The sequence below is a fragment of the Paenibacillus sp. FSL R7-0297 genome, from assembly GCF_038009025.1.
Taxonomy (GTDB): Bacteria; Bacillota; Bacilli; order Paenibacillales; family Paenibacillaceae; genus Paenibacillus_AQ.
In genome coordinates this window covers 6692441-6706265 of sequence record NZ_JBBPAQ010000001.1, presented here as the reverse complement: position 1 = coordinate 6706265, position 13825 = coordinate 6692441, and the positions used below count along the sequence as shown (strand labels likewise).

The following is a 13825-nucleotide window of genomic DNA, read 5'->3' as shown; positions in this document are numbered from 1 at the left end:
ATGCATACCAATTACACATAAAACATACCAAAGGGGCTGTACATGTTGAACATTATCGACGAGTTGCTGTGGCGCGACGCCATTAACCAGCAGACAGATGCGGACGGACTGCGCGAATTAACAGAGAGTAAGGCTGTATCGCTGTACTGCGGCGTGGACCCTACAGGCAACACTATGCATATCGGCCACCTGATTCCTTTTATGATGCTTAGACGCTTCCAGCTGGCGGGACACCGTCCGGTCATTCTGATTGGCGGGGCTACCGGAACGATTGGTGATCCGAGCGGACGCCAGAGCGAGCGCTCCCTGCAGACGCTGGAGCAGGTACAGGAGAATGTGGATGCGCTGACGGCCCAGATGAAGAAGCTGTTCATTACTGAAGGCGACAATCAGGTGCGGATGGTTAACAACTACGACTGGACCAAGGACATGAACGTCATCGAATTCCTGCGCGACATCGGCAAGAACTTCAGCATCAACACGATGCTGGCTAAGGACGTAGTCTCCAGCCGCTTGGACAGCGGAATCTCGTTCACCGAGTTCTCCTACCAGATCCTGCAGTCCATGGATTACCTGCATCTATACCAGCATGAGGATGTGCAGCTGCAGATCGGCGGTTCGGACCAGTGGGGCAATATCACCAGCGGCCTGGATCTGATCCGTAAGAAAGAAGGCAACGAAGCCAAAGCCTTCGGCCTGACCATCCCGCTTATGCTCAAGGCAGACGGTACCAAGTTCGGCAAATCCGCCGGCGGCGCCATCTGGCTGGATCCGAAGCAGACCACACCTTACGAGTTCTACCAGTTCTGGGCGAACACCGATGACCGCGATGTGGTGAAATACCTGAAATACTTCACCTTCCTGAGCAAGGAGGAAATTGAGGCGCTTGCTGAGAAGGTGGCGACGGAGCCGCATAAACGCGAGGCACAAAAAACACTGGCCGAAGAGATGACCCGCTTCGTCCACAGCGAAGAGCTGCTGGAGCAGGCTAAACGCATCAGCGCTGCGCTGTTCAGCGGCGATATCCGCTCGCTGACCGCCGATGAAATCGAAGAAGGCTTCAAGGAGATGCCGACCTTCACCGCAGATAAGGAATCGAAGAACATCGTGGACTGGCTGGTGGAGCTGGGGATTGAACCGTCCAAACGCCAGGCGCGTGAGGATATTACCAAGGGTGCAATCTCCATTAACGGGGAGCGCGTCAATGAGCTGGAGACGGAGATTACGGCGGAGCAGGCCATCGGCGGCAAGTTCATCATCGTCCGCAAAGGCAAGAAGAACTACAGCCTGGTGAAGTTGGGCTAAGCTATAGCTTCTGGTTGGGAAGTCCATAGGTAAAAAGGTAAACAGATAAACCATAAGAGGCTATCCCGCTGTGTCAGCAATGACGGGGATAACCTCTTTTTTATAAGGTGATTTATTGTTTTGGGGTGCCTGCAAAGTACCTAAGTGGTCAGCGTGGCTGTGAGGAGGTAATCAATAGTCGCAAGGAAGTGAGTGTGGTGGTGGGCTAGGTGATCAGTAGTCGCAAGGAAGTGAGTGTGGTAGTGAGCGAGGTGATCAGTAGTCGCAAGGAAGTGAATGTGCTGGTGAGCGAGGTGATCAGTGGTCAGCGAGGTAAGGATGAGGTAACCAGTAGTGTGGTAGTGAGTGAGTTGATGTGTGGTCAGCGTGGTAGTGAGCGAAGTGAACAGTAGTCAGCGTGGTGCGAAGTAATCAGTGTTCAGCGTGGTAAGGAGGAGGTAACCAGTAGTCAGCGTGGTAGTCAGCGAGCACAAGCCCCACTCTTGTGGGGGGATTCTCCTATATCCGTATATAATTGTTAATTGTTGTATGAAATACAGCATTTACCCTCTTTCAAGCGGATTATCCTGACAATTGTTGTATTTCATACAACAATCCCCTCAAACTCCGTGGAAACTAGGGGGGCAGAGTTGTAATACGTACAACATTTCTGCCTGGACGGGCAGTAAAGCTTAATCTTTGCTCAAAAAACTCATTCGCTGCCGGGCAGAACGCTCAGCACACACCCAGCACACACCCAGCACACACCCAGCACATACCAGCACAGCCTCATATTCCCCACAGCAGCCGGAAGCCCGGCCCTGCACCGAATGAATATCGGTGCTTGAGAAAACAGTTGGCTCCTGCGGCGCTGCTGGAATCTACATCTTTTTGTCATTGATAATCATTATCACATGATCTATTGTTAGAGATAGAATCGAATCGAGAAGTGAGGGTACTACACTAATCGGCTTAATCAGGTGTAATCCGGCTTAATCCTCAAGCAGCGCCAGCTCGTCTTCGAGTTTGGCAATCTGCTCGCGGATGGCCTTTGCCCGCGCTTCGTCTTGCGCCTTTACTGCCACAGCCAATTCTTCTGCAGCTAATTCGATCTGGTATTCCAGATAGGTGTAGTCCGATGCGGCAGCAGGGTGACTGGAACGCTGTGAATAAGTCATGGCCTCACACTTCCTTTCTGTTATTAATGTGATGCCCGGCTCTGAGCATCGTATCCATCGTATCCATCGCATCCATCGCATCTACAGTATGTTCATGATACAGCCTTTCTGTAAGCCGCTCAACCTTAGTCACCCGTGACAGCCGTATTTTTGCGCCCGAAATAAGGCTTTGGCGAGGGGATTGCGACATTATTCACAGACAGTAGGCCCGGTTCTGGTTTTACCATAAGAAGTATTGAAAATTAAAGCTTAATTTTTCAGTAACGTTTGCAGGGGGAACTCCCGCGGAGGAAGGTTGATATACATAATGAAAGCTTTATCTTTTAACACATTGGGCGAAGCCAAGCGGCATCTGGAACAACTGGATAGCAGCAGAGGCTTGGTGCTGTTCGCTTCCGCTGCGGCAGTCAGCGAATTGTCCCGGCATGCACCCTCCCGGGCGGTATTGTGCTCAACCAAAGGCGAATATACCCCGCAGGGCTACCGCAGCGGCGTAGTCACTGGGTTCGAATACGAATCAGGGATAGCCGATATTGTGGAGATCCTGCATCCGCCCGTGCTTAGAGGCAATGTGCTAAGTGCCTCATATCACAAAGTACAAGGCAACTCTAATGCCTTTCTGCTGCTGCTATGTGACGGTACAGGCGCGATGGAGGAGACGATCCTCTCCTCGCTATTTTTCATTGCCCCGGAGTTCAAGATTATTGGGGGAAGTGCAGCGGATGATGAGCATGGAGAGACTTATATTTACATAGGAAGCCGCCGGGTGCAGAACCTGGGGATTTTCTTCAATATGCCGGGTCGTACTGCACTGGTTAAAGAAAATATTTATGTTCCCACCGGGACAACGCTGCTGGTGACAGAAGCCGATGTGTTCGGCAGAACGGTGTATTCCTTCAACGGACGTCCTGCTGCGGAAGAATACGCGCGCGTGCTTGGTGTCCCGGAGGCGGAGCTGGCAGAGCATTTCCTGAGCAGCCCGCTGGGCAAAAGATACGAAGACGATCTGATCATCGCCTCACCGATGACCATTAATCCGGATGGCTCTGTCACATTTTACAGCCAGGTTATGTCTAGTACTTATGTAGAGGTGCTGAGTGCAGCAGATCCGCTTGCTGTGCTGGGGGAGACGCTGGGCGGGAGCCCGTACAAGCCTTCCTTTGTGCTTAACATTAACTGTACGCTGCGGGACCAGCTCTTCATCCGGGACGGTCTGTGGGCGGATTTTGACAGGACTATGCTCGGATTCTGCGGCAACACTACAGGTTTCATCAGCTACGGAGAGCAATATTATAAAAAGCATGCCAACCAGACCATGATTCTGCTGCTGGTTGAATAAGGGAGAGTAGATTGATTATGCAGTGGATAACCAGATTACGCACTTCATGGGGCAAAAGCATCTCTGCCGGAGCTGTTCAAAGTCATAATACATTAGCCGTTCTTGAAAAAACGGACAGCTCCGGACAATCAGCCGGGACGCTAAAGACAGCTGGAGCAGCGGCTAATGCTACTGAGCCTCCAGAGAATACTGGCAGGACAGCTGCCGCTAACGACGCTTCAGCCACTGAATCCTATGGGATGCACGCCTATACCCTGGCCGGACAGATCCGCCGCGAAACTGACGAGATTCTTAAGGAAGAGGCCCAGCTGGTAGAGGAGTTTGCGGCTTTACGGGCGGGCAGCGGTGAGCTGATCAGCCAGATCTGCGGGACCCAGCAGCTTCTGGAGCATCTGAAGACCAACAGCGGACAGACCGAAGATCTCATCAATGAAATGTATGGCAGCCTCTCTTTTTCCTCCAATAAAATTGAATTCGCCAAAGAGGCCAATATCCAGATCTCGGCGGAAATGCAGAAGGCTTCGGCGGTATTTACTGAATTTGTCAGCTTGAATGAGGACCTGCGGGGGCATTTCCGGAGCATCGAGCAGCTGGCAAAGATCATTACGGATATTGCTGAGCAGACGAATCTGTTGTCGCTGAATGCAGCGATCGAGGCGGCGCGGGCCGGAGAGCACGGACGGGGCTTCTCGGTGGTTGCCACAGAAATCCGCAAGCTGGCCGACAGCACGCGCAGTCATGTGAAGGAGATCATGGGCTCCCTTTCGGGGATGACCCAGGTGATGGAGCAGCTTCACAGCAAGTCCGGTGACGGGACAACGGCGATGACAGAGACGAATGCGAAGATCAGCCAGTCCACGGTATACATGAACGAGATCGTGGAAGCGGAGGAAGAGGTATTCCAGCATCTGGAGAAGATTCAGGAATCGCAGGAGAGCAGCATGGAGGATGTGGAGCAGATCAATGGCGATCTGCTGCGTATTCTGGAGAAATCGGGACAGGATGCAGGGCAGTTCCAGAAGATGGTGCTTACCGTCCAGCAAAAAGCCGACCACTATCAGCAGCTGCTTAATCATTTGCATCAGATAGAGCAGCTGCAGCAGCTGGATGAAGCACAGAAGACTGGCGTATAAGCAGAAGCGAGTATCCGATAAAAAAGACTACACCCGGCAGAGGGAATGCAGGTGGTCAGCCTCTTTGCTATGTAACAGCACTGCTCCAGAGAAACGGAGCAAAAAGGAGTAAATCATCGGCCGCTTAAGAGCGAAAGCAAAGTATACGCCTTCATTCGTGCAGGAACGGCATTTTTGGCTTCTTTTGTCAACCGCAGCGTTTTACATTAAATGGCTGCAGGCGTAAGATTCAAATCAACAACCGAATGAAATTTAACTGTTCTCAAATGGCTGAATTCCAGTAATGGGAACGGGGGAACCAACGGTGATTACGGCTTAGGCTCAGATAGCGGCCGCACACCTGGGGTGAATCCTTGCTGCATGCTGTATAACGGTGCTCCGGCAAGGTAGGGCAATCTCGCTGCCCGAATCCGTCAGCTAACCCCGTAAGCCTCGAAGAGAGAGGATGAGCGCCATGATCGATTAACCGACCACGGAGAGCCCTGCTGCTGCTGTGGTCTTTTTGCTGTGCAGGCAGCAGGGGGAGACGGTCTGAATTAAGACGGATAATTCATATAACAACGGGAAAAGTTTATTTATATTGTGATCAGAACTGCCTAAGGAGGTGATCGTTATCTTAACTACATTTATCGTGTGCTTCTGGGTCGGACTGCTCCTGCTCCTCAGCGGCGGACTTCATGGGCATGGCCTGGCGGGTCATCTGCATGCGGGGGGCGGTGACGCCGGGGGGCCGGGCTTTGTGCCTATACTCCCGCTGATGGTGTTTGTCACAGTCTGGGGCGGCGCTGGTTATATGCTTAGCCGCTTCAGCGGAATGAGCGTGCTTGCAGTAGTGCTGATCTGCACCATGATAGCCTTGCTGACAGGGTGTCTGATGTATGCAGTGCTGGCCCGGGTGATGACCCGGTATGACAGCAGCATGAATGAATTGGATTATGAGCAGGCAGGGCAGCTTGGATACGTCAGTGTACCTGCAGCGGATGGGGCAGCCGGGGAAATGAAATATGTGCTGCACGGAACGATGCGCTCCATTGGAGTGCGGGCAGCAATCGGCCAGCAGCTCGTGAAGGGCGACAGGGTGATTATTTTGAAGGTGGATAAGGGAATGGCGGAAGTAACCCTCTTCGAGAGGGAATTCGGAGAATTATAAATGACGGGGAGTGTCGGACCAAATGGTTATTCTTTATTTAATCTCGGGCATTGTTGTTGTTATTCTGCTGGCTTTGTTCAGTATCGTGACCGCTTATAAAAAAGTCCCGCCCAATCAGGCGATGATTGTATACGGTCTCGGCGGTAAAAGAGTGGTGCAGGGCGGCGGGACGTTCGTCATCCCGGGCTTCCAGAACAATAAGACCATCTCGATGATGCTGATGAGCTTCGATGTCATTCCAGCGCAGGCGATGTTCTCCCGGCAGGGCATCAAGCTCAACCTGGAGGCGGTCGCCCAGATAAAAATCAAAAGCGATCCCACCGCTATTCTGACGGCCAGTGAGCAGTTCATCGACCGGCCCGAAGAAGACCGCGAGACAATTATCCTGCATTCGGTGGAGGGCCACCTGCGCGGCTTAATCGGGCAATTGACGGTGGAATCCATCCTCAAGACGCCTGATGAAATCAACAGCAAGATGAGGGAGACCTGCTCGGAGGACCTCGACAAGATGGGGCTTGAGGTCGTCAGCTTCACCATCAAAAAAATTACGGATGACAAAGGGTACATCGACAATATGGGGGTTCCGGAAATTGAGCGCATCCGCCGCGATGCCAGCATTGCCAAGGCGGAAGCGGAACGCGATATTCAGATCAAGCAGGCCGAGGCGGAGAAGGAATCCTCCATTGCCAAAGCCAATGCACATCAGGCCACCATTGAAGCGGGAACCGCCGCCCGCGCGAAGGAGTCCCTGTACGAGAAGGAACTGAACATTAAGCAGGCGGATTTCAAGCTGGAGACAGAAGTGAAGAAGGCTCAGGCGGATCTTGCGTATGAATTGCAGCAGAACAAAATTAAGCAATCGCTCGTTACCGAACAGGTCAAAATCACGCAGATGGAAGCGGAGGCCAACCGGACAGTCAGGGAAATCGAAGTCGAGCTGAGACAGCGGGAGCTGGAGGCAACGGTGATCAAGCCTGCCCAGGCGGAGAACCAGGCTACGATCATGAGAGCCGAAGCCGCCAAGCAGCGGCAGATTCTTGAGGCGGAAGCCGAGGCAGCGACAACCACCAAGCGCGGACTGGCCACGGCAGAAGCTGAGCTGGCGAAAGGGAGAGCGAATGCGGAGATTGTCCAGCTGGCCGGAGCGGCGGAAGCGGGAGCCCTGGAGAAGAAAGCCGAAGCGTACAAACAGTTCACACAAGCTGCGCTTACCGTGGAATTCCTGAAAATACTGCCGGAGCTGGCTGAGAAAATTGCTTCCCCGCTCGCCAAGGTGGATAAGATTACAGTGATTTCCCAGGATGGAGCTACCTCAGGCGTGAACAAAATTACCGGCGATATTGCCAAAATAATGGCCCAGGTTCCTGAGTTGACCCAGACGCTTACCGGTATGAATGTGACCGAAGCGCTCAGCGGACTGCTTGGCCGGGATAAAGAGCAGTAATTCATATACAGCAGCAATAAAGCCGCCGTTCTTTCGTTAATGGAGAATTGCGGATTTATTGCTTTTTTGTATTCCGGGTTTCTCTCACTGGTTACAGACGTGAAGTTAGATTTGTAGTAAACTGGAAGGAATGTACAGTCTGCCCGCAATTATTCTACAGAAAAGAATGTGATATGTTTATGCAGCTTCAGGCTCGACTGCCGGCCAAAAAATGGCTGGAGAAGTATCTTTCCGGGGAAGGGATGGATTACCGGCAAATTATAGCTTTATTTATTCCGATCCTGATTGACCAGGCTTTCATCATCGGGCTAAATCTGGTAAACACTGCGATGATCAGCTCATCCGGCATGGCGGCGGTCAGTGCGGTGAATATGGTAGATTCACTGAATATTTTCCTGATCAACGTGTTCGTTGCCATTGCTACCGGCGGGACAGTGGTCGTTGCGCAGTACAAAGGCAGCGGCAACGACCGGATGGTATCCCAGGCTACGGCGGGTTCGGTCACCTCGGTATCGCTGATCGCCGTGGGAATCGGAATTCTGCTTATGGGCTTCCACACGCCGATACTGAACCTGCTGTTCGGAACAGCTTCCGCCGATGTGCTGGATAATGCCCGGATCTACATGATCGGCAGCAGTATTTCTTATCTGGGGATCGCGGTGGTTCAGGCTGTGTGCGGTGCGCTGCGTGGCGTCGGCAGGACGCGGGCTTCGCTGATGCTGTCGCTGATCATGAATCTGTTATACGTACTCCTGAACGTAGTCTTCATTAACCTGCTGCATATGGGTGTGCTGGGGATGACACTGGCGGTCAACATCGCGCGGTATGCGGGCATGATCTTTGCCCTGGTGTACCTGTTCAAGATTGACACGGTACTGCGTGTGCGGGTCCGCGACCTGTTCCATGTTCCGCTCTCCATGCTGCGCAGAATTATGTTCATCGGTGTTCCATTTGCAGCAGAGCAGATGTTCTTCAATGGCGGCAAGCTGCTGACCCAGATATTTATTGTTAGTATGGGCACCTATGCTATTGCGACCAATGCTATTGCCGGCTCGCTGGCGATGGTGTTTCAGATTCCGGCCAGTGCGTTGTCGCTGACGATCGTAACGGTGGTCGGCCAAAGCATCGGACGGGGGGATGTGGCAGATGCCAGAAAATTCATCAAGTCCTTCCTCTGGATCGGTTCAGCCTCGTATGCCTTGGTCGCCCTGATCCTGATGCCGCTGTTCCATCCGCTAGTGTCGATCTTCTCTCCGCCTCCTGAGATCATTGACGACTTGTTTATAGTCCTGCTGGTGAATGCCATTGCCCAGATTCCGCTGTGGGCGGTCAGCTTCATTCTGCCGTCCGCGCTGCGGGCAGCGGGGGATTCCCGCTTCACCTCTATTACCTCCATGCTGTCGATGTGGCTGTTCCGGGTTATATTCGGTTACATACTCGGGATCGTCCTCGGCTACGGTGTGCTGGGGGTCTGGCTGGCGATGAACTGCGAGTGGGCGGTCCGCGGAGCTGTTTTTCTATGGCGCTTCAGAGGCGAGAAATGGTTTGCGCACAAGCTGATATGATAGCTGCTGGTGATAAGGCTGTCCCCTGGCGTATCTCCCATATATGAAACAGACAACAGAGCAGTGCTGCTCCCGGTACCAGGCAGCGCTGCTTTGTGTTTTTCGCATAGTGTACAGACTCCCTGCAGGTGGTGTAATGAAGGCTGCACGATACGATGCCGAGCTACGTTAGGCGGTCCAAGTGTTCTCCGGTAGGAGCGGCTTCTTCAGGCAAGCAAGTGGATAAACGTATCTTAATTCGTCAACTTCTAAGCAATGTGCTGAAGCAAGTGGAAAAACAGCATCTAACATGGTTGGTTTTCACTACTTTGAATGGTATGGAATGATTTAAGTGCTGTTTATCCAACTGCTGTTGATTAAGCAGAGGACATTCGCCTATCAGCAAGTGTAGTAAATCCAACTGCTATTAATCCGGTCTCTATAGCATCCGACTTATAACGTGATAGATCGGTCCTTCTTAGTTGTGACACTCCAGGAAATGAACTATAAAAAGCACGGTACAATCTTTAGTTTCGGGTAAGACGCGGTTTTGGCATTGTGCTACGATTTGGGTTGAGAAGGGGGCAGCTTTCATACAACTGTAAGCGCTTAACTCAAAAGAAATCCAAATTCATACAGAGGAGTGCAATGCATGAAGCGAATAATCAAGCAAGTCTCTCTCGTATTACTGGCGGCCGTCCTGCTTCTTCCGGCAGGCGGGTATATTCCCGCTGCTCAGGCAGCAGAGGCCCCGGCCATGGTTTATCACGAAACCTTTGGGGGCGGCATAGGCAAGGCTGTCCAATCCGGAGGCGCCAGCCTTAGTGCAGTCACGGGAGTTCCTTTTGACGGAAATGCCGATGGGGCAGCGTTATACGTAAGCAACCGGGTAAATAACTGGGATGCGGTCGATTTTAAGTTCTCGGATGTCGGCCTCAAGAACGGGCAAACGTACACCGTCACTGCGGTCGTCTACGTTGACGCCAATGTTGCGCTCCCCAGCGGTGCCAATGCAGCTCTGCAGACGGTAGACGACTATACCAACGATGCAGCAGTACCTTATAAAGCAGGGGAATCCGTAATCCTGACTAAGAAATTTACGGTCGATACCAGCAAGAAGGATTATGCCTTACGCATCAACTCCAACGAGGCCGGGGCCGCAGTGCCATTCTACCTTGGAGATATTCTGTTCACTGAAGAGGGCGCTCCAGGCGGCGGGGAGGAACCTGTCCGGGACCCGGCTTTACCATTCAATACGATCACCTTTGAAGACCAGACAGCAGGCGGCTTCACTGGCAGAGCGGGAACCGAGCTGCTTACGGTGACCAATGAAGAGAATCATACGGCTGATGGTGCCTACGCACTGAAGGTGGAAGGCAGGACATCTACCTGGCACGGGCCTTCCCTGCGTGTGGAGAAGTACGTGGACAAGGGCAGCGAATATACCCTCTCTGCCTGGGTGAAGCTGATCGATCCGGCAAGCGCGCAGCTCCAGCTGTCTACGCAGGTGGGCAATGACAGCGGTGCGAGTTATGTGGCCCTGTCCCCCAAGACGATCAGCACCGCTGACGGCTGGGTGAAATTTGAGGGCAGCTACCGCTATAACAGTGTGGGCGGCGAATATCTGACTCTTTATATTGAGAGCTCCAACAACACAGCAGCCTCCTTTTATATCGACGATATCACTTTTGAGCATACAGGCACCGGCCCGGTGGATATTCAAAGGGATCTGGTTCCTCTAAAAGCAGCCTATCAGAATGACTTCCTGATCGGCAACGCATTATCCGCCGAGGATCTGGAAGGTGTCCGGCTGGATCTGCTGAAGATGCACCACAACGTTGCTACCGCAGGCAATGCCATGAAGCCGGATGCGCTGCAGCCGACTAAGGGGAATTTCACTTTTACAGCGGCAGATGCCATGGTGAACAAGGTGCTGGCTGAAGGGATGAAGATGCATGGGCATGTACTGGTATGGTATCAGCAGTCGCCTGACTGGATGAACCTGACCACGGATGCAGCAGGCAATAAAGTTCCTCTGGGGCGTGCCGAAGCTCTAACGAATCTGAGAACCCACATCCAGGGAGTCATGGAGCATTTCGGCGGCAGGGTAATTTCCTGGGATGTGGTCAATGAAGCGATGAATGATAACCCGTCCAATCCGTCTAACTGGCAAGCAGCTCTGCGTCAAGCTCCCTGGCAGGATGCCATCGGAGCGGACTATGTAGAGCAGGCTTTCCTGGCGGCCAGAGAGGTGCTGGACGATCATCCAGAGTGGGATATCAAGCTGTATTATAATGATTATAACGATGATAACCAGAACAAAGCCCAGGCCATATACAGTATGGTCAAGGAGATTAACGACCGGTACGCGCTTGCCCACCCCGGGAAGCTGCTGATTGACGGTGTGGGGATGCAGGCACATTACAATATCAACACGAATCCCGATAACGTCAAGCTGTCGCTGGAGAAATTCATCTCGCTTGGGGTAGAGGTGAGCATTACCGAGCTCGATATTCAAGCCGGAAGCGACAATAAGCAAACGGAGAAGGAATTGGTCGACCAGGGCTATCTGTATGCGAGATTGATGGATATCTACAAGACGCATGCCGCCAATATCGCACGTGTTACCTTCTGGGGAATGGATGACCGTACGAGCTGGAGAGCCTCCTCAAGCCCGCTGCTGTTCGACAGGGATTTGCAGGCCAAACCGGCATATTACGGCGTCATCGATCCGGCAAAATATATGGCAGAGCATCAACCGAACACGACAGAGGCTAAGGTGTCTGAGGCCGTTTACGGCACACCGGTCATTGACGGAACCGCGGATGCAATCTGGTCCTTGGCGCCTGAGATGGCAGTGAACCGGTATCAGATGGCCTGGCAGGGTGCAAGCGGAACGGCACGCGCGCTGTGGGATGACCAGAATCTATATGTACTGGTCCAGGTCAGCGATGCCCAGCTGGACAAGAGTAATACGAATGTGTGGGAGCAAGACTCTGTCGAGGTCTTCCTGGATGAGAATCTGGGCCGGACCACCTTCTATCAGGACGATGACGGACAGTTCCGGGTCAATTATGACAATGAAGCCTCCTTCAGTCCGGCAGACATCAGTGCAGGCTTCGTGTCGGCAACCAAGGTAGCCGGAACAAGCTATACCCTTGAAATGAAGATTCCGTTCAAAAAAATCACCCCGGCCGGCGGCACCAAGGTCGGCTTCGACACTCAGATTAACGATGCCAAGAGCGGCGTCCGGCAAAGTGTTGCCGCCTGGAATGATACCACCGGGAACGGTTATCAGGACACCTCTGTATACGGCATATTGACTCTCAAGAGCAGGGATGAACAACCGGAACCGACAACGGCACCAACGCCGACACCGGCAGCAACAACAGAACCAACAGCGGAACCAACAGCTACACCAACCCCGACCCCGGCACCGGTATCTGGCGGAACAAACTATGTCAATAGCACCCCTACGCCGAAGCCTGTGAATCTGGACAGCAAGGACGGCGTGGTTACGATCAGACCGGAGGTCAAGAATCAGGGAGGAGAGGCAAAGGCCGCGGTTACGGGCGATATTCTGCGAAAAGCGCTGGAGCAGGCAGTCCCGGCAGCAGACGGCATGAAACAAATCGTGATCGACCTGCCGAAGCAGACGGGTGCAGCCTCATATGAAGTTGAACTGCCGCTGCAAAGCCTGAAGGGGCAGGCAAACTTCGTGCTTGTGATCAAGACCGACCATGCAACGCTCTCAATTCCAAGCGGGCAGCTGGCAGGCATTACAGCAAACACTGAATACATCTCCATTCGTGTAAAAGCGTCCCCGGCGGCCAGTCCGGATGCGGCAGCCGGCAGTCGTCCGGTGGTGGAGCTGAAGTTGTCGGCCGGAGGCCGGGAGATGGCCTGGAGCAACGCGGATATGCCAATAACAGTTTCTATTCCTTACAAGCCGGCAGTGGAAGAGCTGGGTTACTCAGATTCACTGCTGGTGCGCTATCTCCGTGAGGATGGCCATAGGACTGCTGTCGTGAACAGCCGTTATGATGCGGCGAACGGATCACTTGTGTTCCAGACATCAGAGTTTGGCACTTTTGCAGCGGCGTATGCTCCATTGACATTCACGGATCTGGGGAATCTGTCTTGGGCTAAGCAGGCTGTCGCTGCCATGGCGGCGCGTGATCTTGTCCAGGGAACCTCCAGCGGCAATTTCTCCCCGGCGGTTCCAATGAGCAGAGCAGATTTCACCGCATCCCTTCTGAAGGTGCTTGAACTCAAAGCTACTGCAGTATCAGGTGCTGGATTCAGCGATGTCGGGAATCATGCTGAGCATTTCAAGGAGCTTGCCGCCGCGAAGCAGCTCGGCATTGTCACCGGCTATGCAGATAACTCCTTTAAGCCGGACAGCACGATTTCACGGCAGGAGATGATGGTAATCGCTGCCCGCGCGCTGAAGTCAGCCGGGATAGCGGCGCAAGGCAGCGGAACTCTGGATGCTTACGCGGATGCAGAGCGAATCTCCGCCTACGCCAAGGACAGTCTGGAAGCTCTGCTGAAATACGGAGTTGTGAACGGTAAGAACGGCAGGCTTGCCCCGGACGATACTCTTACCCGTGCGGAAGCAGCGGTCATTCTGTACCGGATCTGGAAGCTGTAATTCGTACGTAGAGTTTTCTTTCTGATTGAGCGCAGCAACAGCCAGCCGCCGGGCGGATCTCCGGAAGCTGGCTGTTTATGTTGCAGGTTTATTGTTCTT

8 protein-coding genes and 1 riboswitch are annotated in these 13825 nt (G+C 53.1%); of the genes, 7 read left to right on the top strand and 1 reads right to left on the bottom strand.

The annotated features are described in order from the left end of the window. Nucleotides 1-45: 45 nt before the first annotated feature. Nucleotides 46-1305, top strand: coding sequence for a tyrosine--tRNA ligase (gene tyrS, locus MKZ24_RS29145; protein WP_042241914.1), 1260 nt, complete (start codon nucleotides 46-48; stop codon nucleotides 1303-1305). Nucleotides 1306-2276: 971 nt separating this feature from the next. Here the strand turns inward: tyrS and MKZ24_RS29140 are convergent. After that, the gene (locus MKZ24_RS29140; RefSeq protein WP_042233978.1) at nucleotides 2277-2462 is read right to left on the bottom strand and encodes a hypothetical protein; all 186 of its coding nucleotides are present in this window, start codon (nucleotides 2460-2462) and stop codon (nucleotides 2277-2279) included. Nucleotides 2463-2769: 307 nt separating this feature from the next. On the opposite strand from MKZ24_RS29140, the gene MKZ24_RS29135 reads away from it, so the two are divergent. The 6 genes from MKZ24_RS29135 (at nucleotide 2770) to MKZ24_RS29110 (ending at nucleotide 13726) form a co-directional block, all read left to right on the top strand. Further along, nucleotides 2770-3801, top strand: a complete 1032-nt coding sequence (locus MKZ24_RS29135; protein ID WP_340789272.1) for an FIST signal transduction protein — start codon at nucleotides 2770-2772, stop codon at nucleotides 3799-3801. A 17-nt stretch (nucleotides 3802-3818) separates the two neighbouring features. Further along, on the top strand, nucleotides 3819-4934 hold the full coding sequence (locus tag MKZ24_RS29130; protein ID WP_340789270.1) for a methyl-accepting chemotaxis protein: 1116 nt from the start codon (nucleotides 3819-3821) through the stop codon (nucleotides 4932-4934). A 258-nt stretch (nucleotides 4935-5192) separates the two neighbouring features. Continuing rightward, nucleotides 5193-5381: riboswitch (cyclic di-AMP (ydaO/yuaA leader) on the top strand. Between the two features lie 157 nt (nucleotides 5382-5538). Then, entirely contained in the window at nucleotides 5539-6084 is a 546-nt protein-coding gene (locus MKZ24_RS29125; RefSeq protein ID WP_156123025.1) for a hypothetical protein, read from the top strand. 22 nt (nucleotides 6085-6106) lie between these two features. Further along, on the top strand, nucleotides 6107-7528 hold the full coding sequence (locus MKZ24_RS29120; protein WP_042233984.1) for a flotillin family protein: 1422 nt from the start codon (nucleotides 6107-6109) through the stop codon (nucleotides 7526-7528). A gap of 179 nt (nucleotides 7529-7707) precedes the next feature. Continuing rightward, nucleotides 7708-9093, top strand: a complete 1386-nt coding sequence (locus tag MKZ24_RS29115; protein WP_442950506.1) for an MATE family efflux transporter — start codon at nucleotides 7708-7710, stop codon at nucleotides 9091-9093. 631 nt (nucleotides 9094-9724) lie between these two features. Further along, a complete protein-coding gene (locus MKZ24_RS29110) occupies nucleotides 9725-13726 on the top strand; it encodes an endo-1,4-beta-xylanase (protein ID WP_340789264.1) in 4002 nt (1333 codons plus the stop codon). The last annotated feature ends 99 nt before the right edge of the window (nucleotides 13727-13825 follow it).

Bases quoted from the DNA above. Each gene is read 5' to 3' on its own strand.
- MKZ24_RS29140 (WP_042233978.1), bottom strand. From the start codon at position 2,462: ATGACTTATTCACAGCGTTCCAGTCACCCTGCTGCCGCATCGGACTAC.
- MKZ24_RS29135 (WP_340789272.1), top strand. From the start codon at position 2,770: ATGAAAGCTTTATCTTTTAACACATTGGGCGAAGCCAAGCGGCATCTG.
- MKZ24_RS29130 (WP_340789270.1), top strand. From the start codon at position 3,819: ATGCAGTGGATAACCAGATTACGCACTTCATGGGGCAAAAGCATCTCT.
- MKZ24_RS29120 (WP_042233984.1), top strand. From the start codon at position 6,107: ATGGTTATTCTTTATTTAATCTCGGGCATTGTTGTTGTTATTCTGCTG.
- MKZ24_RS29115 (WP_442950506.1), top strand. From the start codon at position 7,708: ATGCAGCTTCAGGCTCGACTGCCGGCCAAAAAATGGCTGGAGAAGTAT.
- MKZ24_RS29110 (WP_340789264.1), top strand. From the start codon at position 9,725: ATGAAGCGAATAATCAAGCAAGTCTCTCTCGTATTACTGGCGGCCGTC.